Source organism: Saccharopolyspora sp. NPDC002578 (assembly GCF_053592695.1).
The window spans coordinates 1-21,173 of sequence record NZ_JBSFWJ010000012.1 but is presented as its reverse complement, the minus strand read 5'-3'; the positions used below and the strand labels follow the sequence as shown (position 1 = coordinate 21,173).

At 65.9% G+C, this 21,173-nt stretch carries 21 protein-coding genes and 1 pseudogene; 8 read left to right on the top strand and 14 right to left on the bottom strand.

Annotation, left to right across the window (positions count from 1 at the left end):
* Positions 1–47 precede the first annotated feature (47 nt).
* The 4 genes from ACWD38_RS08565 to ACWD38_RS08550 form a co-directional block, all read right to left on the bottom strand.
* Positions 48–305, bottom strand: a complete 258-nt coding sequence (locus ACWD38_RS08565; RefSeq protein ID WP_450123708.1) for a hypothetical protein — start codon at positions 303–305, stop codon at positions 48–50.
* Positions 302–1,435 (bottom strand): putative T7SS-secreted protein, encoded by a 1,134-nt coding sequence (locus ACWD38_RS08560; RefSeq protein WP_450123707.1) that lies wholly within the window; start codon positions 1,433–1,435, stop codon positions 302–304. The genes ACWD38_RS08565 and ACWD38_RS08560 overlap by 4 nt, the downstream gene beginning before the upstream one ends.
* Positions 1,435–1,758, bottom strand: a complete 324-nt coding sequence (locus ACWD38_RS08555; RefSeq protein ID WP_266088501.1) for a hypothetical protein — start codon at positions 1,756–1,758, stop codon at positions 1,435–1,437. The genes ACWD38_RS08560 and ACWD38_RS08555 overlap by 1 nt, the downstream gene beginning before the upstream one ends.
* 183 nt (positions 1,759–1,941) lie before the next feature.
* Positions 1,942–2,175, bottom strand: a complete 234-nt coding sequence (locus tag ACWD38_RS08550) for a GNAT family N-acetyltransferase (RefSeq protein ID WP_450123706.1) — start codon at positions 2,173–2,175, stop codon at positions 1,942–1,944.
* A 126-nt stretch (positions 2,176–2,301) separates the two neighbouring features.
* On the opposite strand from ACWD38_RS08550, the gene ACWD38_RS08545 reads away from it, so the two are divergent.
* The 5 genes and pseudogenes from ACWD38_RS08545 to ACWD38_RS08525 all read left to right on the top strand — a co-directional run bounded on the left by ACWD38_RS08545 (position 2,302) and on the right by ACWD38_RS08525 (position 5,501).
* A complete protein-coding gene (locus ACWD38_RS08545) occupies positions 2,302–3,273 on the top strand; it encodes an HNH endonuclease signature motif containing protein (RefSeq protein ID WP_450123705.1) in 972 nt (323 codons plus the stop codon).
* A gap of 279 nt (positions 3,274–3,552) precedes the next feature.
* Positions 3,553–3,759: pseudogene (locus ACWD38_RS08540) on the top strand (nucleoside hydrolase); the annotation flags it as partial.
* Positions 3,707–4,042, top strand: coding sequence for a nucleoside hydrolase (locus ACWD38_RS08535; protein WP_450123704.1), 336 nt, complete (start codon positions 3,707–3,709; stop codon positions 4,040–4,042). The pseudogene ACWD38_RS08540 and the gene ACWD38_RS08535, both read left to right, overlap by 53 nt.
* Positions 4,043–4,155: 113 nt before the next feature.
* Entirely contained in the window at positions 4,156–4,959 is an 804-nt protein-coding gene (locus ACWD38_RS08530; protein WP_450123703.1) for an SDR family oxidoreductase, read from the top strand.
* Between the two features lie 26 nt (positions 4,960–4,985).
* On the top strand, positions 4,986–5,501 hold the full coding sequence (locus ACWD38_RS08525; protein WP_450123702.1) for a DNA topology modulation protein FlaR: 516 nt from the start codon (positions 4,986–4,988) through the stop codon (positions 5,499–5,501).
* A gap of 55 nt (positions 5,502–5,556) precedes the next feature.
* On the opposite strand, the gene ACWD38_RS08520 is transcribed toward ACWD38_RS08525, so the two are convergent.
* From ACWD38_RS08520 to ACWD38_RS08490, 7 genes are all read right to left on the bottom strand, one after another.
* A complete protein-coding gene (locus tag ACWD38_RS08520) occupies positions 5,557–7,443 on the bottom strand; it encodes an ABC transporter ATP-binding protein (protein ID WP_450123701.1) in 1,887 nt (628 codons plus the stop codon).
* Between the two features lie 353 nt (positions 7,444–7,796).
* Positions 7,797–8,900, bottom strand: coding sequence for a hypothetical protein (locus ACWD38_RS08515; protein WP_450123700.1), 1,104 nt, complete (start codon positions 8,898–8,900; stop codon positions 7,797–7,799).
* Positions 8,901–8,914: 14 nt separating this feature from the next.
* Complete coding sequence (fxlM, locus tag ACWD38_RS08510) at positions 8,915–10,966, bottom strand: methyltransferase, FxLD system (protein WP_450123699.1); 2,052 nt, start codon at positions 10,964–10,966, stop codon at positions 8,915–8,917.
* Between the two features lie 45 nt (positions 10,967–11,011).
* Entirely contained in the window at positions 11,012–12,046 is a 1,035-nt protein-coding gene (locus ACWD38_RS08505) for a lanthionine synthetase C family protein (protein WP_450123698.1), read from the bottom strand.
* Between the two features lie 41 nt (positions 12,047–12,087).
* Positions 12,088–14,046, bottom strand: a complete 1,959-nt coding sequence (locus ACWD38_RS08500) for a lantibiotic dehydratase family protein (protein ID WP_450123697.1) — start codon at positions 14,044–14,046, stop codon at positions 12,088–12,090.
* A gap of 140 nt (positions 14,047–14,186) precedes the next feature.
* Positions 14,187–14,369: an FxLD family lanthipeptide gene (locus ACWD38_RS08495; protein ID WP_450123696.1), complete on the bottom strand. Its 183-nt coding sequence runs from the start codon at positions 14,367–14,369 to the stop codon at positions 14,187–14,189.
* An 80-nt stretch (positions 14,370–14,449) separates the two neighbouring features.
* Positions 14,450–14,647, bottom strand: a complete 198-nt coding sequence (locus ACWD38_RS08490; RefSeq protein WP_450123695.1) for a hypothetical protein — start codon at positions 14,645–14,647, stop codon at positions 14,450–14,452.
* 272 nt (positions 14,648–14,919) lie between these two features.
* On the opposite strand from ACWD38_RS08490, the gene ACWD38_RS08485 reads away from it, so the two are divergent.
* Entirely contained in the window at positions 14,920–17,985 is a 3,066-nt protein-coding gene (locus ACWD38_RS08485; protein ID WP_450123694.1) for an orotidine 5'-phosphate decarboxylase / HUMPS family protein, read from the top strand.
* Positions 17,982–18,458 (top strand): GNAT family N-acetyltransferase, encoded by a 477-nt coding sequence (locus ACWD38_RS08480; protein ID WP_450123693.1) that lies wholly within the window; start codon positions 17,982–17,984, stop codon positions 18,456–18,458. The genes ACWD38_RS08485 and ACWD38_RS08480 overlap by 4 nt, the downstream gene beginning before the upstream one ends.
* A gap of 514 nt (positions 18,459–18,972) precedes the next feature.
* Here the strand turns inward: ACWD38_RS08480 and ACWD38_RS08475 are convergent.
* The 3 genes from ACWD38_RS08475 to ACWD38_RS08465 all read right to left on the bottom strand — a co-directional run bounded on the left by ACWD38_RS08475 (position 18,973) and on the right by ACWD38_RS08465 (position 20,429).
* Positions 18,973–19,182 carry a DUF397 domain-containing protein gene (locus ACWD38_RS08475; protein ID WP_450123692.1) on the bottom strand — a complete coding sequence of 70 codons (210 nt, stop codon included), beginning with the start codon at positions 19,180–19,182 and terminating at the stop codon, positions 18,973–18,975.
* A 9-nt stretch (positions 19,183–19,191) separates the two neighbouring features.
* On the bottom strand, positions 19,192–20,115 hold the full coding sequence (locus tag ACWD38_RS08470) for a helix-turn-helix domain-containing protein (protein WP_450123691.1): 924 nt from the start codon (positions 20,113–20,115) through the stop codon (positions 19,192–19,194).
* 131 nt (positions 20,116–20,246) lie between these two features.
* Positions 20,247–20,429, bottom strand: coding sequence for a hypothetical protein (locus ACWD38_RS08465; protein WP_450123690.1), 183 nt, complete (start codon positions 20,427–20,429; stop codon positions 20,247–20,249).
* A 463-nt stretch (positions 20,430–20,892) separates the two neighbouring features.
* Here ACWD38_RS08465 and ACWD38_RS08460 point away from each other — a divergent pair.
* The coding region (locus ACWD38_RS08460; RefSeq protein ID WP_450123689.1) for a hypothetical protein at positions 20,893–21,173 on the top strand (281 nt) is incomplete at its 3' end.

The window sequence follows — 21,173 nt, the reverse complement described above, 5'->3', positions numbered from 1 at the left end:
TCCCTAACCAGGGCATTCCGTGGCCAGCACCGTGTGTACACCGACGGTTAATCGTCGATTGGCCAGCGGAGCAGGAACTTCCCCAGCGCGTCGTCGATGAGGCGTCCGCGCTCGGTCGGTTCGCCGTCGTCATCGATGTGCTCGCTGAAGGCGTCGGAGAGGATGTCTTCCACAGCCTCGCGTTCGTCCTGGCTGGGCTCGCTGCTGGCCCTTAGGGAGTTCAGCAGGTCGCTGTCGTGCTCGTCGAGGACCGCGGTGAACACGTCCTGGAGCTCGGGCGGCAAGTTGTCGATGACGTTGCTCATGGATGCCTCCATCCGTTCGAGTTGCGCGCCCACGTCGTGATCACCTGACCATCAGAGCCGAGGATCACGGTGGCGTCCTCACCGGTGTACTTGTACTTCCCACCGGCTTGTTCCTTCACCGACTTCACCGGATTCTCCACCGCGTCCTTCATGGCCTGATCCGAGACCCCGTGACCGTCACGCCCCATCGCCCGCTCTTCACCGTGCTTGGTCATCCCGGTGATCTCTTCCGGGGGTTTGGCCGGCGCCTCTTCCGCGGGTGCAGCCTCGGCACCATCGGTGTCCACGGGTTGGACTTCGTCGTCGCCAGCGGCTTCCGAAGCGAGCCCGGCCATGGCCACGCCCATCATACCGACGCCGGTAACGATCCCCGCCGTAGAGACCGCGTTGAGTGGAACCCCGGCGACCGCGCCCGCACCGGTCGCATCCAGCACCACTCCTGCGGTTTCGCCTGCTGCGCTGACCGCGGTCAGCGCAGCACCGCCGGCCAATCCCAGGACCATTTCAGGATGGTGGATCGCGGCGTTGCCCAGTGAGGCCAGGCCATTGACGACCGTGCCGGCCGCGTCGCCGATCGCGGCTCCCGCTTGTTCCACGAAGTTCGGCTGTTCAGGAGCCTGGTCCCGTGCCCGGCCAACCGCGTCGGCAGCAACGTCACCCGCATTCCTGAGCTCAGTGCGCGCGTGCTGCAGCAACGCCGTGGCCGCGCGGCGCTTCTCTTCACCCGGATCGTGGAACGGCTGCGGTGGGGTGCCCTCCGGGGCTTGTTCGTGCTCGGCCTTCGCGCTCTTGGTGGCAGCCTCGCCCTCGTCCCACAGTCGGATCGCCTCAGCCGCTTGGCCCTGTGACCAGGTGAGGGCTTCTGCGTAGCGCTCCAGTGCTGTGGCCGCGTCGTGGAAGCAATCGCCGGCTTCTAACCACCTGCCGGGTTCACCGTCGAAGGCCGAACGGAACTGCTCGGCCGCCTCGCCCCTCCACCCTTCAGTGGTGTCGATGCGCTTGAGACCTTCTCCCGCCTCATGCAGGACCTCAACGTAGGAGGCCATCGACGATGCTGTGCCGAGGATTCCATCAAGATCGCCGGGGATCAGCGCTTTCGGATCACGGGTGCGGCCGAGTTCAGCCGCCATCAGTCAGCCGCCGGGTCATCGCCAGAGGAGCGCTCGATCAGCCCTTCCAACTGCGCTCGGGCTGCTTCGTCGGTCTCCCGATACACCTGCACGCAGTGCGCCAGTTGACCCGCGACTTCGCTGCCGTCGGTCACGAGGTGAGCCACACCCAGGTCCCAACGATCACAAAAGTCGGTCACCGTCCCGGCAAGGCGGTCGTGGCCGAACTCCACACCCGTGTCCAGGTCGGCGACTCTGTCCTTCCGCGCAGCCTGAACAGTGTCGCTGACCCCCTTGGACGCTTCCTCCAAGGCATGCAGATCGACACGAAACCCCTCCGACACACGGCCCCCTCACCCCTCTACGTCCGACGCAAGCGCGACCTTAAACGAGTCAGCAGACGTCCTGTTCTCGACAAACTAAGTTCGCTCATTTGTCGGAGTCAGCAGCTCAACCAGCGTCTAATCCTTCAGCTGCAGTTCGTAGACAGCCCGGTGCTTGCCTGGACCCTTGGACCTCAACACCGTTCACGATGCGATCGCCCGGGACGTTAACGTACCCAGACGTGTCCATGTGCGGTGTGCTGCGATGTTCTCGGGCTCCGACGTCAGGTAGAGGCGCCGACACCCGAACTCGCTACTAGCCTCCTGCACCGCCCGCAGCAGGGCTGCGGAAACGCCCCGCCGACGGAGATCCGGGTCGGTGGTCACGTCTAGGAGGTACAGGCCTCCCGGACGGTCCTGGCTACGGAACGCGATCACCGCTCGAACAATCCAGACCTGCCTGCGAGCGGTGCGGCCAGCGATCTGAGCTCCAGTGTCGGTGGGGCGCGCTACGGTCACGCGCCGTGATCTGATCGATCTGGGATGAGGGTGGGTGGCCCTGTTATGCGTGAGCGGCGTCCGAATGCTGCTGCCGAGGCGTTTTTGTTTGCTGTGTCCACGCGGTGTGCGTTCCCGGAATGTCGGATTCCGACGGTCAAGCTCTCTGTAGACAAGAGGGCAGGGAAGAACGTGCAGGCCGCGCACATCGTGCCGATTTCTCCGTCGATGCCGCGGTGGCGTCCGATGGACGCGGCGGTCCGGGACAACTACTTGAACCTCGTGTTGCTGTGCGACACGCATCATCACCTCGTGGACAAGAGCCCAATCGCCCCCAAGTACACCGAAGAGATGCTACTGGAGTGGAAAGAAGAGGCTGAGCACGAGCTGCGAGAGAAGTTCAACGGGATCGACCGCTACAGCTACACCGACATCCAGGACATGATCAAGCTGGCCACGTCGCAGGGCACTGAGGTGATCATGTCCGGGATTGATGAGCTTGGCACGAAGGTCGATTCGGCCACTGCCAAGGTCCTCACGGTGCTCTATGAGCAGTTCACCGACAAGCGCCGCGATTACGAAGTCGCGGCGATGCTCAACACTGCCTCTGAGCGGCTGGCCTCGGGAAACTTCGCCGAGACCGTTCACACGCTCAACGGAGCTGTGGGCCGACTCGGCACCTTCAGCGATGACGCGGGCCAGTTCAATGCGGGTGCTTCAATGCTGCAGGATTTCGATCTGCGAGCGTTCATCATCGCCGCGGGCGAGGCCAGCGGTGCTGCTGAGACGATCGACAAAGCCCAGTTCGACACGGGCCCCGACACGCGCGAGCTCTCGCACGCTGTGGCTCGCCAGGTCACGGCCACCCTGGAGCAGAGCGGCGCCCACCAGCAGAACCGTGAGCCGCAACGGCCAGCACCAGCACCCGTGGAATCGAGCTTCGACACCAAGCACGTCTTCCTCACCGGCCTCGGACTCGGCGTCGTCCTGTGCGTGCTACTCGTCTGGGCTACCGTCTGGCTCACCCAGGGGCCGTGAGGACGTTTGCGGGACCCCGGCATCGCTTCTGCCCCAGATCTTGCGGGTACGTCACACGGACGGCTTCTCGGCAGCGGGCCGAGCCTAACCACGGGCTTCGCCCTTGTCGATGAGTCGTTGCCCGGCTTCCCAGAGTTGAGTTGACGCTTCACCGATCACGGCTTTGCGGTGGCGTACATCGTCGGCAGTGACGCCTGGTGAGTGCCATGTGCCGCCTCGGGCCAATGAGCAACATCGCCGCTGCGTAGGCCCTGAACCCGGGGCCGGTCCCGTGTCGAGGCGCTCGTGATCATGGGTGGCGGGCAGGCCGACGGGAAGGTTACGGCTTCGGCGGAGTTCAACGTTTGGGCTGTTCCGAAAGCCGCTGCGATGGTCTTCGCCGCCGGATTTCCCCGGCGCGCTCCAGGCCGTGATCAGCCGGGAAACTCGCCGTGTGCTCAACGGTCTCGGTACGCCCGCCGGGATTACTGCTGCGCGGTTCATTGAGAAGCGGATCGACGCCTATGTCGGCGCCGGATCCGAGGGCGCGGTGCCCGTGCATGACGTGGTGTGCACCGCCCACCTCGTGCGACCCGACGTGGTCAACACGCAGAATCTGCACGCTGCGGTCGAAACCACGGGTTCGCTCACGGTCGGACGGATGGCGTTCGACATGCGCCCGGAATCAGCGCCGCTCCGAAACGCCGACGTCGCGGTCACGGCAGCCCCAATATCCTCACCAACACGTTCGCACCGTAAGCCCAAGCGAAGCGCTGCTCACCGCTCTTAGCGGCCGGGAGGCACGCTGTATCCGGTAGAGAGCGCCCCGGAAAATGCGTGGCGTTCCTTCTATGATATTGGGAGCCTGCTGTGGGTGCGTCGGCTGAAGGGAACTTGATGACAATGCTGCCGTTGGAGCGGCGTACGGCGCTGGTTTCGGGGGCGAGTCGGGTTCCTGGTATCGGGGCGGCGGTGGTCCGGCGGCTGGCTTCGATGGGCGCCAGCGTGGTGGTGCACCATCACCGGGCCCATGACACGACTCAGCCGTGGGGTCCCGATGATCTCGATCAGGTTCTGGAATCGATCCGTCCGCACCTACGTGAGGGGGCGGGCTTGGTTGATGTCCCGGGCGACCTGACGGAGCCCGGCGCGCCGGAGAACCTGGTGCAGCAGGCGGTGGCCGCTGCTGGGCCGCTGGACATTCTGGTGTGTAACCACGCACGTTCCGGCGGAGATGACACTCTGGCCAACATCACCCTGGAACAGTTGGATGAGCATTGGGCCACTGACGCGCGTTCGGTGCTGCTGCTAACCAAGGCCTTCGCCGCGCAACACGATCCGGCTCGTCCTGGTGGGCGGGTGGTGTGGATGACCTCGGGGCAGCAGGACGCACCCATGGCTGGTGAAGTGGCTTACGGCGCGGCTAAGGCCGCCTTGGCAGGCATGACGTTGACCGTTGCCGATGAGCTCGCTGATCAAGGCATCACTCTCAACACCGTGAACCCAGGGCCGGTGAACACGGGGTTCCTTGATCCCGGCATGGGCATCGATGAGGACACGTTGGAATCGCTGCGCCAGCGGTTTCCCCGCGGGCGCTTCGGCACGCCGGATGATCCAGCTCGTCTAATCGCCTGGCTTGCCTCCGACGACGGGGAATGGGTTGTGGGCCAAGTCCTCAACAGCGAGGGCGGCTTCCGCCGTTGGTAGTCGCATGCTCAGCGCTTGGGGGAACTATGCGCACGATCATGGTCTGCGGGTGCGGGGGCAGCGGGAAATCCGAGGTGGCCAGCCAGCTCGGGCAACGGCTTGGCCTGCCCATCGTCCTCCTGGACATGGAGTACTGGGATGAGCACTGGAATGCTCTCGACCCTGAGTCGTTCGCCCAGCGGCAGCGCGAGCTCGTCGCCGACGACGAGTGGATCATCGATGGCAACTACGCTTCGACGATGCCGATCCGGCTCGGCAAAGCTGAGGCAGTGATCTTCCTCGATCTTCACCCGCTGGTCTGCCTGTGGGGGATCATGCAACGCCGGTACCAGCACCGCGGTGACGACGTGCATTCCCGTCACCGGCGCGGCCGCATCACCTTGGGTTTCGTCAGGTACATCCTTCGCTACCGGCGCACGATGCGCCCCTGGGTCGAGCGCTTGATCGCCGAACACGCCGTGGGCGACCTGATCCGGTTGCGCACCCGCCGTGAGGTCCGCCGCTTCCTCGCGGCGATACCCAGCGGTTCGGAATCCTCCTGACCAGGGCATCTGCCCACAGCTCGCTGCCGCACCGCTAGACACGGAAGCGCCCTGGTCATTGTCGGCTTGGCGCGGTGCGGCATGTGCGGCAACCGGGTTCGGTTGCGTAGGCGCGGGCCTGGATGGTGAACAGTTCTCGGTACAGGCCGTTGGCTTCCATCAGTTCCTCGTGGGTGCCGGTCTCGGCGACGCGGCCTGCATCCATGACGACGATGCGGTGGGCGTGGCGGATGTTGGCCAGTCTGTGCGTGACGAGGACCGTGGTGCGATGGGCGTCGTCACGGGATCCCTGGGTCGCGCGTTGCAGGCCGGCGAAAACGCGGGCTTCGGCCTTGGCGTCGAGCGCGGCGGTGGGTTCGTCGGCGATCAGCACCGCGGCGTGATCGCGGAAGATCCCGCGGCCCACGCTGAGCCGTTGCCACGAGCCGCCGGAGAGCTCATGGCCTCCCCGGAACTGCCGTGACAGGACCGTGCTGTGCCCTTTCGGGAGCTTGGCGAGGACTTCGTCGGCGCCCGATTCGCGCAACGCGGTCTCCCACGTAGCACCGTAGGGCTGCGGGGCCGCGAGGTTCCCGATGCGGATGTTCGTGTCGGCGGTCATGGGCCACCGAGCGGGATCCTGGTCGATCAGAGCGACCTGCTCGTACACGCTTCGCGCATCCGCGGTGGCCAGATCCACCTCGTCCCACAGCACGCGGCCCCGGTTCGGGGGATACAGGCCCGTGATGAGCTTTCCGAGCGTGGTCTTGCCAGATCCGTTCTCCCCGACCAGCGCCACGACCTCGCCACGATGGAAGGTCAGGTCGATGTCGACCAGCGCCGGTTCGTCAGCGTCGGGATAGGTGAACGACACGTTCTCCAGACGAATGGTCTCCGGGTCGCGAGGAGCGGCCACACCACTCGTGGGCCTGCGGCGCCGCTGCGACTCGGCGAGCAGTTGGGTGTAGAACCGCAGGTAGAACGAGTGCTCGTAGAGACGGTTGACCGACATTATCGTGGTCGACAGCGAACTCGCCGCAGCCCGCATCGCGATGACCGCGGCTCCGGCGATGGCCAGCGGCATCGCACCGATGTAGAGAAGAACGCCGAGCACGCCGTAGGCCAGACCGGTGCCAGTGCCGGCCAGAGTGCGTCCGATCAACCGCGTCCAGGTCTGCCGGTGCTCAGCCCGGATCGCCTCCTCGGTGACCTGATCAGCAATACGGCGGTGCTCGGCCAGCAACGGCTCCTGCAGGTTCAGAGCCGCGCGTTCGGTTCCCACATCCCGCGCGACCAGCAGGTTCTCAACAACGTGCAGCCGCAACCGCCGGGTCACCAGGCTCAGGAAGTTCACGTAGCCCTGTTTGGCCGCGCGCATCGACGCCCATGCCTCGGCTGCCGTGGGCACCAGAAGCGCCGGCAACAACCAGGGATTGAGCAGTGCGGCCGTGATCATCGCCGCAGCCAGCGACACCAGCGCCGAGGAGATCGAAGCGATGCTGCGCACGCTCGACTCCACGGCCTGAACACCCTGATAGCCGCCCTGCCGGGCCAGCTCCTGGAAGTCGGAATCCTCCCACGCCAACAGCTCCACCTCAGCGACCGCCGAGTTGAGCCGATCCTGTGCCGCACGGCGAACCAACGGCATCAACACCCCTTGCACCGCCGACACCACGCTGTCCAGCAAACCGCGCAAGGCGAAAGCACCCACGACAGCGATGATCGCGGGCAGCGACGCCATCACCCGCTCCGGCGTCGGCCCCGCGGTCAACAGCTGCGTCAGTACCCCGGCCGTGGCGAACAGACCGAACGCCGACGCGCAGCCCGATGCCAACTGGACCACACCCGCCAACACCGTCCGACCAGGCGAAGCCCGAAATGACAGCCCCACCACCAGCCTTGCCGCCATCGGCAGCTCACGGACTGTCTCCCACAAACCCGCGCCCGCGACCTTCTGATCCACATCCGCCCACCGAGGCGGTTCCAAGTCCTCAACGCCGATCAGCGCGCCCTCCGGCGACAGAGATGTGCGTCGATGTCCGTTCCTGCTCCCCAGCATGTAACACCTTCTCCGGACAGTTCTCGGCAACGGAACTCGAAGGAATGTCAGTCAGGCACATCCGATCGCCCCAACAACCCGCATCGCTCCACCTCCAAGCGGCCGAACGTCCCCCACGGCTGTCTTGACGGAAGCGCGGCGATCAACGCGCGATTTCTCGTGCACCCGCGCGTCGTGATCGACGCCTGCGTTCAACAGTGCCGGACGACACCGACAATCGACGTGCTGTCGCATACCGAACAACCGCGTCTGAGACATCACTGCGTGAGCAGCGTCCGCAAATGCTCTTCCGCACGATGGACCGCGGCGGTCAAGTCGTGGGCTTGATCTCCGGTCAGGGCTCGTCGGCCGAGCCCTGAGCTGGCGAGCACGGCGGTGAGTTCGTGTTCCTGGTCTGTGGTGAGGTGGGCGCACAGTGCCTGGTTCCGTAGCACATCGCGTGCGGCGTAGGCGTCAGTGAGCGCAGCGGCGACGACCACCCCTCGCAACTGTGTGATTGTCACGGTGGAGCGGTCACCGGCCAGGCCCAGCGCGGTCAGACCCAGGCGGACTCGGAACGCTGCGGTGCTGGGCTCTCTGTCGTTCATCAGTGCAAGTGTCGTGTCCACTGCGGATTCGAGTTCGCCGTGAGGGACTGATGGCCTGGCCTGTGTGCAGGACAGTCGCAGGAGGTTTCCGACGGCTGTTTCCCAGGTTTCGGTGGGCACGGTGGAGTCGATCAGGGCTCTCGCCTGCGGGTGGAGGTCTTGTTCCAGCAGCGACATGATCTTGATTTGGCGGCCGTCGAGTAGCCGGGTTCCGATGCCACGATGGGCGGCGATCGTCTCAGCAGCGCGAGTCCAGCAGCCGGCGCGCGCCAGGGCGCGGGCGCCATCGATCAGCAGCGTGCTCCACAGATCCACACAAACCCGGCGGTGGTGCTCAACGGTGCAGGTCCAGGTCGGGAGGTCGACGTTCCGGCCGCGGATCGTGGCCATCTCGCGTTGTCGGGCTGCACGATAGAGACGTTGGAGCAGTTCGTAGGCCTCGGTGGGCTGGCCTTCGCGGATGAGCAGGCGTGCGATGTTGGTCAGTGGCATCAGCGCCATCACCGCAGCATCGGGGGTGAGGTCCGGCGGCTCGGTGAAGATCGTGTGCAGACGCCAGCAGAGGTCTTCAGCGAGGTCGGCAAGCCCGATGTCGGAGGCGATGAGGGCGGCGACGTTGATGACGCCGCTGGCGCGGGCCACCTGCTGGTGGTGGTCCGCGCCAGCGGGCCAGTCGGTCAGCGCGGTGAGCTCCGCGATCCGCGTTTCCAGGGGTAGCCCGAGTGGTTTGAGGCGGCGCACCAGGGGGATCTGTTCGGCGAGTGCGGGGTTCACGGCTGGGGCCACGGTCATCGCCAGTCGACGACCAGTCGGCTGTGGGGTTTGTCGATGACGAACCGGGGATCCGTGGCCTCGAGGAGGTCGCGGTGGTCGGCTGTGGTCATCCGGAAACCGGGTTCGGGGGCGTCGTTGCCTCGTTCGCGCGCCCAGGTGGCGAATTCGGTGGCGACCTGGTCGGCGAGCTCGTTGGCGCGGGGTCCGTGGCCGATGACGCCGGGCTCCCAATAACGGCCATCCTCGTCATCGCCTTCGCGGATGGTGAGGTAGGCGAGGCTGTCGCCATCGAGCGCAGCCATGGAGCCCCATGCGAAATGCGGTGTGAAGCCTGGGCGCTGTCCGGGCATGCGGGACAAGCCGTTGGTCAGCGTGCAGGCAAGGTGCAGGTAGACCCATTCCCAGGAGAAGCCCTGGCGGAGCCTCATGCCGGTGTAGATCTTGTGCGAGGGTTGATCGAGGATGCCGCGCATCGCTTCCCGATCAACTTCCTGCTCAGTGTAGGTCTCCAAGAAAACGTCGCCGGGCCCGTCGTGGTGGACGACGGTGCGGACGTCGTCGGCGACGCCTTTGCGCAGCGGAATGAACGTGGCCATCTCGCAGGAGACCGTCTTCCACGTCAGGCCGTTGGCCTCGCGTTCGAAAGCGAACGACCGCGAGATCGATCCACGGATGCGCATGGGAATCACCAGCCGGCCACCAGGGGCAAGCTGATCCAGGATCTGGGTGGGGATGTCGCCTGCACCGACGGTGAATTGAAGCCGGTCAAACGGCGCCTGCTCAGGCAATCCCGCTGCGCCATCGCCCAGCAAGGCCGTCACGTTCTCAATACCGGCGGACGCCAGGTTGGCGGCCGCACCAGAGACCAGGTCTTCGTCGACGTCCACGGTCCACACATGCCCGCTGGGTCCGACGAGTCGGCCCAGCAGCGCGGCGTTGTAGCCGGTCGCAGCCCCCGCCTCCAGGACGCGGTGGCCAGGCTGTGGGGCGAGCTGTTCGAGTTGCGTCGCCACGATCGACGGGGCGGAGATGCAGGAGAGCGTTTCGCCATCGTCCGGGGCGCCTTTGATGGGGACGGTGCCCTCCCCATAGGCGGAGGCCAGGTCGGCATCGGGCACGAACGTGTGGCGTTCGACGGTGCGGAACGCGTCGATGATCTCCTGGGTCGTCAGGTGTCCGGATGCGGTCAGGCGGGCAACGAACTCCTCGCGGAGTTCGGCGGGGTCAGTGGTGATCATGTTGTTCATCCGCGGAAGGTTAGGGGCCGGCCAGCCCGGGTCCGAGGGCGACACGGTGGTCGAGACATCGCTGTCGAAGGTGGTGTGCTGGGCCAGCCACGCGACGGCGGCCTGCTCGGCAGGTGGGGTTCCCGCGCGGTTGAACGCGAAGATCGCGTGGTGAGCCAGCGCGGCGCGCAGGCCCCTGGTCAATCGCCCGGTAGAGGCGAGCTCGGCGAGCGCGCTCCCGGCAGCGGTGAAGGCGGTAACGCGCTCGGACCAGTGGTTTTCGGTGGTCTCGCGTTGAGCGGCATCGGCGTGCATCAGGCGCCGCATCGCAGCGAGTTGCGGGGCCCGTGCCTGCTCATCGGGTGGAGTGATCGACGGTCGGAGCGCGGCGAGGCGGGACCAGACATCACCGATCTCGAAGGGATCCAGCCCTGCGGCTCGGTGGAGCGTGGACAGCAGCAGGATGCAGCGTTCGCGGTTGCGCGAATCGCCGGTGGCAGCCAGCGCTGCCGGGCTGTCGGCGCAGAACAGCTCGTGGGCGATCGCCATGCCTTCCGCGCCGCCGAAAGCCTCGACCTCCGGCTCATAGATTCCGGGCGCCCAGCTGGTCGCGTGCTGGTCGGCGACAAGCCGGTCGAGAACATCGGCGGTGGGCTTTTCGACGCGGAGCCGGAGCTTGCCTTCCTTGCGCAGGAAGTGGAACCGCTGCCCTTCCAACCCGGCGGCCAGGGCAGTTGCGGCCTCAGGGCTGATCCCGCTGGGATCGGAGAAAGCGATGGTCGCTTGCCACCACGGTCCCTGATCGTTCGTCGTCAGCAGGTCCTCGTCGTTCCAGGTCATCGGTGGGTTCCTCGCTCCTGTTCAGCTCATTTGGGGAGAGTCGGGTTAGGTGATCAGCAGTGCTCGGGTCCAGCCGGTCCGGTCGGAGCCCTCGGTCGCGAGGAGCGCGCCGGTGCGGCCTTCGAGGAAGCCGGGCTTGTCGAGGGTGTCCAGCTCGTCTGCCAGCCGGCCCTTGAGGTGCTCGATGTGGTCGGCGAAGCGCGTCGGATGGGTGGCGTCGGCGGCGAGCGCGCGGGTGACCGTCAGCAGCCCAGCCCATCCGTGACACAGGGATGCGTCGGTCACCAGGCTGGTGCTTGCGGAGTCGGCGAGGGCAACCACGGCGATCTCCTCCGCGGCATGGCATGCCGCCTCGTCTCCGGTGGCGAGTGCGGCCAGCTGCAGGCTGCGGGCGATCCCGAGCGCCCCGTAGCACCAGGATGGCCGCGCCGGTACCGAGCCGGGTGCGCATTTCGGCTCGGCGAGCTGGTCACGGGTCATCCAGTAGTAACCGCCGAAACGGCGCAACCAGTCAGCGAACACCTTGATCGCCTCATCACCGCCGGGAGGAGCGACTCCGTGCCGGACGGCGAGGGACAGCAGCGCCAGCGGCCCGGCGATGCCGTGTGCAACGCCCTGGTTGCTGTGGCCACCGGGCACGGCGGCATCGTGTCCGAGCGTCTCGAGCGACCACCACCCAGGTAGCTCGGCGCCGTCGGCGAACTCGCCCGGGGGGACCGGGTGGGCCAGAGACACCAGATACGCCAATACCTCGGTCAGAGGTAGCGAGGGCTGTGGGCGAGCGAGGAGCAGTGCGCCGAGTCCGGTGAGGCCTCGGATGAGGTCGAATTCCGCCAAACTCGGTTGACGTCGGCTTCCTCGCCGTCGGACGGCGGAGGCCAGGCGGCTGGCCACGAGTCGATCGACCGCCTCATGAACCCCTGGCTCGGTCCGGCCGGCGCGGCCGAGCACGAATTCCAGGGCGGGGGCGCCGTGGAACAGGGACGCATTCGCACCGACGCTAACCCCGCCGTCGATCGCCTGCCGTAGCAATCGACGCGCGTGCTTGAGGTCGCCACGCTCGATCGGCAGCAGGGCCATTCCTAGGGCGTCTTCGGACAACGCCTGAGTCCGGGGTGAGGTCATCGGTTCGACCTCACGGGCACGACGATGCTGTGTGCGCGGCCATCGATCCAGCCATCGGCGTCCTCGGGCGGAGCGTCGTGCAGGACAGCCACCGGCGAAGTCCGTAGATGGGTACGCAACAGGTCCCGATCCATGTCTCGGCTGAGATCGAGCGGGAGGTGCTGATCGTCAGCGGCCAGCAGCACTCGCTCGCCTACCCCGGCTCGCTTCCGCCAGGCGTGCAGCGCATCCGTCCACTGAGCGGTCGATGCCTTCGATTCGGGTAGCGCGCTGGGGCGCAGCAGCCACCGGGCAGGGGTGAGGATGCTGCGTCGGTACCGCAAGGCCGGGGTGAACGGCAGTGTGAACGCCGCTCCCCAGTCGAACCACGTCACCTGTGGCGTGGCGGCTCGGCTGAGCTCGGCGAGGAACCGGGCGATCGGTGGGGTGTAGTTGTTCCACACGAAGTTGATCGCCGTCGGTGCCACGGGTTCGATGCGCTGTCCGGTTGCAGCGACCGCGAGATACAGGTGCCCGTCGGAAAGGCCGACGACAAGATCGGCCGGGCGCAGAACCGTCTCGTCGCCGCCGCGGAACTCGCCGACGCTGAGGACGTCGGGCAGGACCTGGGGCGCACGGGTGAGCAAATCGGCATCGCTTCGGCACGAGTGAAACGACAACTGCGCGACCTTGGCTCCAGCTGTGACAGTCGGGAGATCGGCGGGGTATCCAGCCGCCTCCGGCAGGAGGTGCCAGAACCGGCCGGTCATCGACCCAGCCGCTCGCGACACCGTCTGCACGCGCAGCCGGAAACCGCCTCGCTGCAACGCGTCCCGAGAGCGCGACTGCACCTGTGCGCACACTTCGAAATGCGGTGCCGAGGTGGTCGGCGGCGGTCCTGCGGAGGCTTCGAGTTCCTCGAGCATCGCGCCGGTGACCTGCACCTCCCGGCGACCTTCGAGCGACGCGGATCCAGCAAGTTCCAGTAGCAGTCGGTCGCGTCGCGTCATCGTCCTCGGAGGCTCAGCGACTGATCCGAAACCTGCAGGAAGCCCCAGCCCGCGGTCAGGGTCGATGACGTGCTCCAGACTGATCTCGATGCCCTCGCCCCACCGGTCGGCGAAGCGCTCAATGTAGTCACACCAAGCCGGTGTCCCCTGCGGATGCCGGGCAAGGCGCGCCAGCACAGTCGCCGCGGTCTCCACCTCAACCCCCACCGCCTCTGGAAGACGCACGTCCGCGTCCAGCCGGACATCGCACGCCTCCTTCCCAGCAAGCTCACTCCCGCGCGCGATCTCATCAGCGGGCAGAACGCTGGCAGGGTCAACGACGGTGGCCGGAGCCCGCAGTGCCGAGCGCAGTAGCCCCACCCGCAGCAATTCGGCTACCAGCGAGGACCGCCGTTCAGGCGCGGTGTCTGGGAATTCGGCGGCGAGCTTGCCCAGCAACACCTCATGGCTGATCGGAGCTTGAGCTGCATCCAGCACCGCCGCCACAGCGGGAGTCACCGCCAGCGAGAACTCCGAGGCACCTTCGGCGGGAACGTAGACACGGTCGGCGCGCACCTGCGCCAACGGGTTGACCCGCACTTCGACTGTCGCGATCAGCGCAGCGTCGGATTCACACGAAGCGATGCGAGCAGCCACCGCGCGCGGCGCGGATCGAGCGACGATCTCGTGGGCGTCGCCGAACCGCGCCTGGGCGGTCTCACCGAACTCACAGCGCGCAACCCCTGCGAACAGACCGAACGGTGTGGACCGATATCCGTACCGGATGGCGAAGCGGGCGAGTGCAAGAGCGGCCCGCCGAGCCCGTCGCACGTCCAGCGACTGGCCGGCCAACACCGCCTCCACTCGATGCGCCAAATCCGGGCTCGTGCTGCTCACCGCATGCTGGAACTCCTCGTCGGCCCACACCGGCGCCATCCAGGCCTGCCACTGCTCGACCGTGCCGCCCGGTCCCGGCCACTCAGGCAACGGTGGCGCTTTGACGTGGATTGCCGCGCGTAGCAGCCCAGCACCCGCACGCCGATACGACCGCGCTCGCGACCGCGTCATCGCTCACCAACTCCTCGATGCCAGTCCAACCAGAACCGGACAGCGCTACTGCGGCAGGGCTACGAGGTCGTGCACGCACTCGGGCAGGAGGAACCACACCCGTCCCCCGTGCTGCACATCAACACCGTCTCGGCTGCAGGCGTCCCCTCAATGAGAGTGATGTCGAGGTCAAAGGGGTCACCTCCAGCGTCAAGATCGTTCGTGTCGAGGCTGCTGAGGTGGTCAATTGCCGGAGAACTCATCAGTTTCCTTTCGCTGGTGTGGGTGAACTGGACCGTCGACGAGGACTACGTGAAGCCCACCGTCGACGTAGGAGCGGTCATCACGTGCCGGGGACCTCAGTGCCGGACGGTGTGGACGAGGAGCTCGTCTCGATGGAGATGACCAGTGGTGGCCGGAGCACGTCAGCGAGCTTGACCAACAAATCCGCCAGAAGCTCACGACGCTCCGGAGTGCCACGACCAGCCGGCAGATCGAAAGCCATCGAGTCGATCTCCCACTGCACCTCCCACAGCAACACGGCGAGCTGAGCGTCGTCGGGACGCCCTATCTGCGATACAAGGCGACGGAGCAAACCCGGGTCGGCCGACGTTCGTTCAGCTCTTGTCAGCTGTGACATAGGCACATCCCCCGGTAGACGAGCATCGCCGTCTCGTGACGATCACGTCCTCACCGTGCCCGTCACGCAGGACGGACCGGAAGACCGCGACGCACCGGAAGTGATCGGTTCTGATCAGTCACCTTGGGCCCGATACTCTGATCACAGCAAATGCCGTGCTGGGAGGAACCTGCGTGACCCGCGATCTGACGTGGAGCCCGCACGAAGTCAAGGTGCTGCGCGAGGTCCAGCACCTCAGTCAACGTTCCTTCGCCGAGCACCTCGGGTTCGCCCAGAGCACCGTCGCCAACTGGGAGAAAGCCACCCGTAACGGCAGCCTGCATCACGAGACCCGTGAAGTGCTCAACCGTGCGCTCGACAATCTTTCCGCCGAACACCGGGAACGGTTCGACCGCCGATGCTCCATTTCCCCAGGCAAGCTGGGCGTGGGATCGGCAACACGCACCAGGCACGTCATCGACTCGCTCAGCGATGTCGCATCCCCATTGCCCTACTACGTGCCGACGAGCACAGTCGAGGCGTTCCGTTCGTTCCTGTCCTCGGCGGCACGAGTCTTCCTTCTCGCCGGGCCCGCTGGAACAGGGAAAACACAGCTGACCCACCACTTCGCCGACCAGCTCGCGAACGAGGCGGATCTCCAGCTTTTCGCGGTCAATGAGTGGGCCGACGAGCACGTGGACCTGCCCAGCGAGGTTCTCCGCTACGCATCGATACCTCGTGGCCAGGACGCCCTACTCGCCCTCGAAGAGACTTGCTCAGGGCTTTCGCGTCCCTGCGTTGTGGTCATCGACGGCATCGGCAACGACCACAGTTTCGCGCTTATCGGTCGCCAAGTCGAAGCGATCCTCCGCCAAGTCACGACCATGCATCTGCGGTTTCTGATTGCGGTACGGACCCCGCTCGCCGTTGAAACGACTGCGTACCCCCTGGTGCACGCAAGCATCTACACCCCAACGAAAAGCCCGCCGGCTCGGTACAGCGTTGAACTTGCCCAGTGGACCCCGGCGGAAGCGCGCTCGCTGTGGGACCAGGCTCGAACAGAACAGACGACGCCGTACGACCAGCTTCCCCGGGGCATTGAGAATCTTGTCCTGACACCGGTCTACCTGCGGCTCGCCTTGACTGCCTCGCTGCAGACGCCGAAGGGCGACCTCAACGGGTACGCACTTCTTGATCAGTGTGTTCGCACGATCATCGGAAACAGTGACGCCGTCGCCGTCCGATCACTGCTGACCGACCAGGCCTACCGCCAGTACCGCGAGGAGCTTCCAGCCACGATGCCCGAGGCCACACCCGGGCTCACCCACGTGAACGCGACTCGGCACGCGGTTCTGCCGGCGGATGTCAAGAGGAACATCGCTTGCGAGTGCAACGGCCGGTTCGAGTTCACCCACGACATACTTCGCGAGTTTTTCGTCAGCACAGCCATCGCCGACTACCTGCACGCTCAAGACCGGAGCCTCGCCAGCGTTAGAACGCTCAACGACCTGGCGAAGCGCGCAGCCACCTCAGGTATCGCACGGAACATCATCGAGCTGGTGTTCCAACGACTCGACAACATCGCTCCCGACTTGCTCGGATACGTAGCCACAGCACCGGCCACCGCGGTGGAAACGACGTTGCCGCTGTTGATGGCCGCGGCCGACGGCAGCAGGTTTGCGACCCCGGAATTGCTGCGCCAAGTTGTGCTTCGGGCTGAGCGTGAATCGTCGCTCGACTTGTGCCGCTCCCTACTTCACGTCCGATCCGTCGCCACGGCGCTCGGGTCCGGGCTTGCGCCCTGGCTTGTTGCGCTCCTACGCCGCTTCGGAACTTCCTTGTGGCCCGACATCACCAGGTTCGTCGAGCACACCTTCGGTCTCGCTGAATCCCGCGACTTGGTCGAGGCCACAGACCTGACGGTCGGCGACGAGGCGATCTTCATCGCACGGCACTTCTACCTCTTCGCAATCGCCACGGACATCCTGCAGCTAGACGCGTTTCTCGGTCATTCGAACTGGCGGGTCCGTGCCGCGCTCGCGGAGGGAATCAATGACGATCGTGCTCCGCTGGATGTCTCGACGCACAACGTTCTCGAACGGCTCGTTCACGACCCCGATTACAAGGTCCGCGCAGCCGCGGCGCGCGCTGTTACCCGTTTGGCTGGAACCGCAGCACAGCGCCATGTCGTCGCCCTTCTACACGACGACAATTGGCACGTCCGTGAGCTTGTGCTCCGCAGCCTCGATCAACGCGCTGTTCATTACCCAGATGACACACTCGTCCAGACCGCCGTTGCCGCTGCTGATCCCAGCTGGCAACACTGCCCTCAACATGTCCGGTCCAGCTGGCACAGGCTTCACATCCTGCTCGGCACCGACACCGGACCCGGACGAAACGATGACCCCCGTGCACTGCTGACCATCCTCAGAGAAATCCGCACCGGCCATCTAGAGCTCTCGGCAACACGCGTCCACAGCGTCGTGCACAGGGCGCAGCGCAGCGATCACTGGCTCGTCCGTCAAGAAGCAGACCACCTGATCACTGAGATCCAGCAGCAGCGCGCCAGCGAGAACTCCTTGCGGAGTCACGAGCGATTCCGCAGGACACGCGACACCCGCGCAGTCCAGATCGCCCTCGACGTCCACGACGTCGATCAGGCAATCGGAATCGCACAAGCCGCGGTCAAGGCCGGAGCAGACTTCGTCGAAATCGGCGACCCCCTGATCAAGGAAGCCGGTGTCAGCGCAATCGAACGGGTCAAGACCGCAGTCCCGGACGCAACGATCGTCGCCGAGATGATGTCCGCAGACTGGGGACGCGACCAGGTGCTGCTTGCCGCAGAAGCCGGCGCCGACATCGTCCTGCTCATTGGCCCGGCCACCACAGCCAGCGTGAGCGCCGCGGTGGACGCAGGCCAGCGTCTCGGTATCCCGATCCTGCTCGACGCTCCCGCCAACACGACCAGACGATGGGTCATCGACATGGAACGTGCCGGAGTCGACGGATTCACCATCACCACGAACATCGACGTCGGCATCGGCAGCGCGACCGCATTCGAAACAGCGCAGACACTGCGCTCATGGACACGTTTGCCCGTCGCCGTCAGCGGCGGATTCAGCGTCGCCGACCACACCCAACTCGCAACCGCGGATTGGGACATCCTGATCGTGGGCCGCGGCGTGACCGACGCCGTCGACCCCACGACAGCCGCAGCCCACATCGTCGAACTCGCCCATCAGACCAGAAGGCACGCATGAAAACCCGGCCCCTCAGCCAGAACGACATCCCCGCCATTATCGACCTGATGGAACTCGGTACGCCCTTCGTCCGTCCCCGCACGGAATCCGACTACTGGCTCTACGCCAACCTGTTCTCCGGCACCTGTCCAGTCGTCGTCGACGGTGACGAACTCGTGGGAGCGATCATCGCCTTCCGCAGCCAAGACCACCCCGACGACATCTACATCCAAGACGTCGTCACCCACCCCGAACACCGCCGCCGCGGCATCACCACCGCACTGCTCAACAGCGTCCAAGACGCTGCCGTCAGTTTCAGTTGCTCGCGGCTGTATCTGACATCCGAACCCGAAAACGCACCCGCCCACCACACCTGGACGCGGCGCGGATTCACCAACGTCGCCGGCGACCACACCGTGAACGGCATCTCGGTGATCTCCGACTACAAGGGAGTCGGCAAACACCGAGCCGTCTACGAGCTCCAGCTCGCATAGAGCACACCGACGGAACTCCACACAACTCTCGGAAAGAGCCAGCAGGTCACACGGCTACGACTTCGGTCGGGACGGTGCCCGCGTGCGCGGGGCCGACACCCGGCTCGCAGGGGGACTACGTCTCGTGGCGCGGTGGCCTGACCAACGACGGTAGGGTCGCCCCCGCGCACGCGGGGGTGGTTCCCGACCGCCTGCAAGGTCGGCACGGTCCGTTCGGTCGGCCCCGCGCACGCGGGGGTGGTTCCGGATTCACTCGATCGTCAGTCTGTTTCTGTCGGTCGGCCCCGCGCACGGGGGGTCGATCCGCGGGCAGCGGTGGTTCCGGCTGCGGCTGTCCGGCCCCGCGCACGCCGGGGGTCCCACATGTCGTGCGGACTGAACCGTCCTCCATCGAGGCCAGCCACAAGGGCATCACCTGTACCGGCTGAGCAGGCACAGCCACTGGTCCCTCCGCCCTTAAAAGGCCCACCCGGCTGATTGCTCCGGGTGGGCCTGGTACCGCAGTCTCTCGAGGTCAGCGGTCGAACGTGCCGTTCTTGACGGCTCGCAGGAACGCCGACCAGTCCGAGGTGGCGAACGGCAAGATAGGGCTTACCTCGCCGAGTTTGCTGTCTCGGACGCCCGTGATCGCCGGGATCGTCGCAACCTCGACGCACGCTCCGCCGCCGCCGTTGCTACGGGTGCTCTTGCGCCAGGTCGCCTGGCTGAAGTCTGGGGCGTTCATGCTCGCTCCCTATCGTGCTCGCAGGTCCCCAGCGAGCGACGTGATGAACTCAATCGACGCCTCCGGGGCCAGCGCCTTGTCCTGTAGAGCGCCAAAGTTCAGGTTATACGACGCCAGCTCGTCCACGTCCTCCACATAGACGCACCCGGTCAGATGTTCCGAGAACGCTACATCGGGATCATCCGGCTCGGCGAAGCTGAGGATGATGAACGGTGAGCCCATCGCTGGGACACCGCCAGCAGCAAACGGCATAACCTGGATGTCAACGTTGGCCAGCTTGGAAATCTCAACGAGGTGGTCGAGCTGTTCCCGCATGACATCGGCTCCGCCAACGAACTGCCGCAGCGCCGCTTCACCAATGACCACCGAGACGGACACGGGGTCTTCGCCGATCAAGTTCTTCTGACGCTCGCGGCGAAGATCAGCTCGGTCCCGCGCGACCGACTCATCCACCTGCGGCACCCACGCTTCAACGAGAGCACCGGCGTACGCCTCGCTCTGAAGCAGGCCAGGAATCAGGTCGATGGCGAACTCCCGAACGTGCTTGGCTTCGGCCTCCAGACCGACGTACTCGCCGAAGTTGTTCGCCAGGCTGTCGCCGTAGCTCTGCCACCACCCGCGCTGACGGGCTTGCAGCGATAGCGCAACGTACTGGTCCCGTTCAGCGTCGTTGACGCCGTAGATCGCGGCGAGCGCTAGGACGTCGGCCGGTCCTGGAATCTGGTCCGCGTTCTCAAAGCGAGAGATCTTCGCTTTGGACCAATGCAGCGCAGCGGCGACGTCGTCCTGCCTCATGCCGGCGGCCTCGCGCCACACCAGCAGGCGACGGACCACCTTGCGCAGTCGCACTGTCGGGCTCACACGCTCCACCGCGAACTCCTCAGTCTCACCCAGCTCGTCGTCAACCGACAGCGTACGGCCTGATTCTTCCACGCCAAGACCCTCCCAGCCCCAATGAAGCTTGTTCCATTCGATCGGGGTTGCGTCAGTGAGAGTTTCACTTCATGATGCTTTCACGCAAGGGAACGGATGGTGCACATGTGCAAGTTGTCTCGTTCGGTGAATCAGACTTCGGCGTACTGGGTCGTCCCCCGGGGCCGATGGATGCGGCACGCGATCACGGTGTCTCCGTGCGCGCACGCCGCTAACAGTGCGGTGAAGGCGGTGTGTGGCGTGGCGGTGACGTTGCCGTTGCCGTTGCCGTTGCCGACGCCGAACGATCGCGTACCGAAGACCCGGTCGGTCACCACCCGGTGCCCTGAGTGCACCGCCGCGGTGGGGCAGCTGGATGTGCGCGATGTCGTCTGGGATTCCTGACCTGCCCATTCCCGCCTCACGCGATGGCGGGCGCGGATCGGTCTTGTCGGTGCGACGAGACCTGAAAGAAGGGAGAAGGAGATGGGGAAGGTGTGGCGCCGGTCAAGATCAGCGGGTTTCACACGTCGGTGTCCGACGGCGAGAGAGGAGTGGTGCCGCGATGTCGGGGCTGGTGATGGTGCTGTTGCTGGTCGTCGTGGCACTACTGGCGACGGCGTTGACGATGTACGCGTAGCTGCGCTTCCCGGGCCGGTGTGGGTGCGGTTGGTACGGGGCTCGCAGTGGCATCGGGCGGGGGCCGAGTGTGGTCCGCGTTCGGGTGCGGAGACGAAGTTCTCCGGTGTGTGCCCGCCACGTGCGGGCGGGTATGTGATCTGCCTCGATTGCGCGTACGTGTCCGGTATCGCTGAGCAGGCGGCGACCTATGTGCCGGAACAGCCTGCCGAGCGCACGACCGAAATCCCTGTGGTGCCGGAGGATTTCGCGGACTTGGGTACGGCGGTGGTGGTGGCGGGGCCGTGGGCCTCGATCGCGCCGGGTCGGCACCGCGCCGACGGGCCGACGGGCGAGATTCCCCGCGTGCCTGCGCACGCTCGAACGAGTCCGTCTTGGCCTCACAGCAATGTGGGCGTGGAAGCCCCCGGCAGTCGGAACCTGCCGGGGACGTCCACGCC

Coding starts and splice junctions, on each gene's coding strand:
- ACWD38_RS08525 (WP_450123702.1), top strand. CDS start 4,986: ATGCGCACGATCATGGTCTGCGGGTGCGGGGGCAGCGGGAAATCCGAG.
- ACWD38_RS08545 (WP_450123705.1), top strand. CDS start 2,302: ATGCGTGAGCGGCGTCCGAATGCTGCTGCCGAGGCGTTTTTGTTTGCT.
- fxlM (WP_450123699.1), bottom strand. CDS start 10,966: ATGACCTGGAACGACGAGGACCTGCTGACGACGAACGATCAGGGACCG.
- ACWD38_RS08495 (WP_450123696.1), bottom strand. CDS start 14,369: ATGAGTTCTCCGGCAATTGACCACCTCAGCAGCCTCGACACGAACGAT.
- ACWD38_RS08480 (WP_450123693.1), top strand. CDS start 17,982: ATGAAAACCCGGCCCCTCAGCCAGAACGACATCCCCGCCATTATCGAC.
- ACWD38_RS08530 (WP_450123703.1), top strand. CDS start 4,156: ATGCTGCCGTTGGAGCGGCGTACGGCGCTGGTTTCGGGGGCGAGTCGG.
- ACWD38_RS08560 (WP_450123707.1), bottom strand. CDS start 1,435: ATGGCGGCTGAACTCGGCCGCACCCGTGATCCGAAAGCGCTGATCCCC.
- ACWD38_RS08565 (WP_450123708.1), bottom strand. CDS start 305: ATGAGCAACGTCATCGACAACTTGCCGCCCGAGCTCCAGGACGTGTTC.
- ACWD38_RS08505 (WP_450123698.1), bottom strand. CDS start 12,046: ATGGCCCTGCTGCCGATCGAGCGTGGCGACCTCAAGCACGCGCGTCGA.
- ACWD38_RS08475 (WP_450123692.1), bottom strand. CDS start 19,182: ATGAACGCCCCAGACTTCAGCCAGGCGACCTGGCGCAAGAGCACCCGT.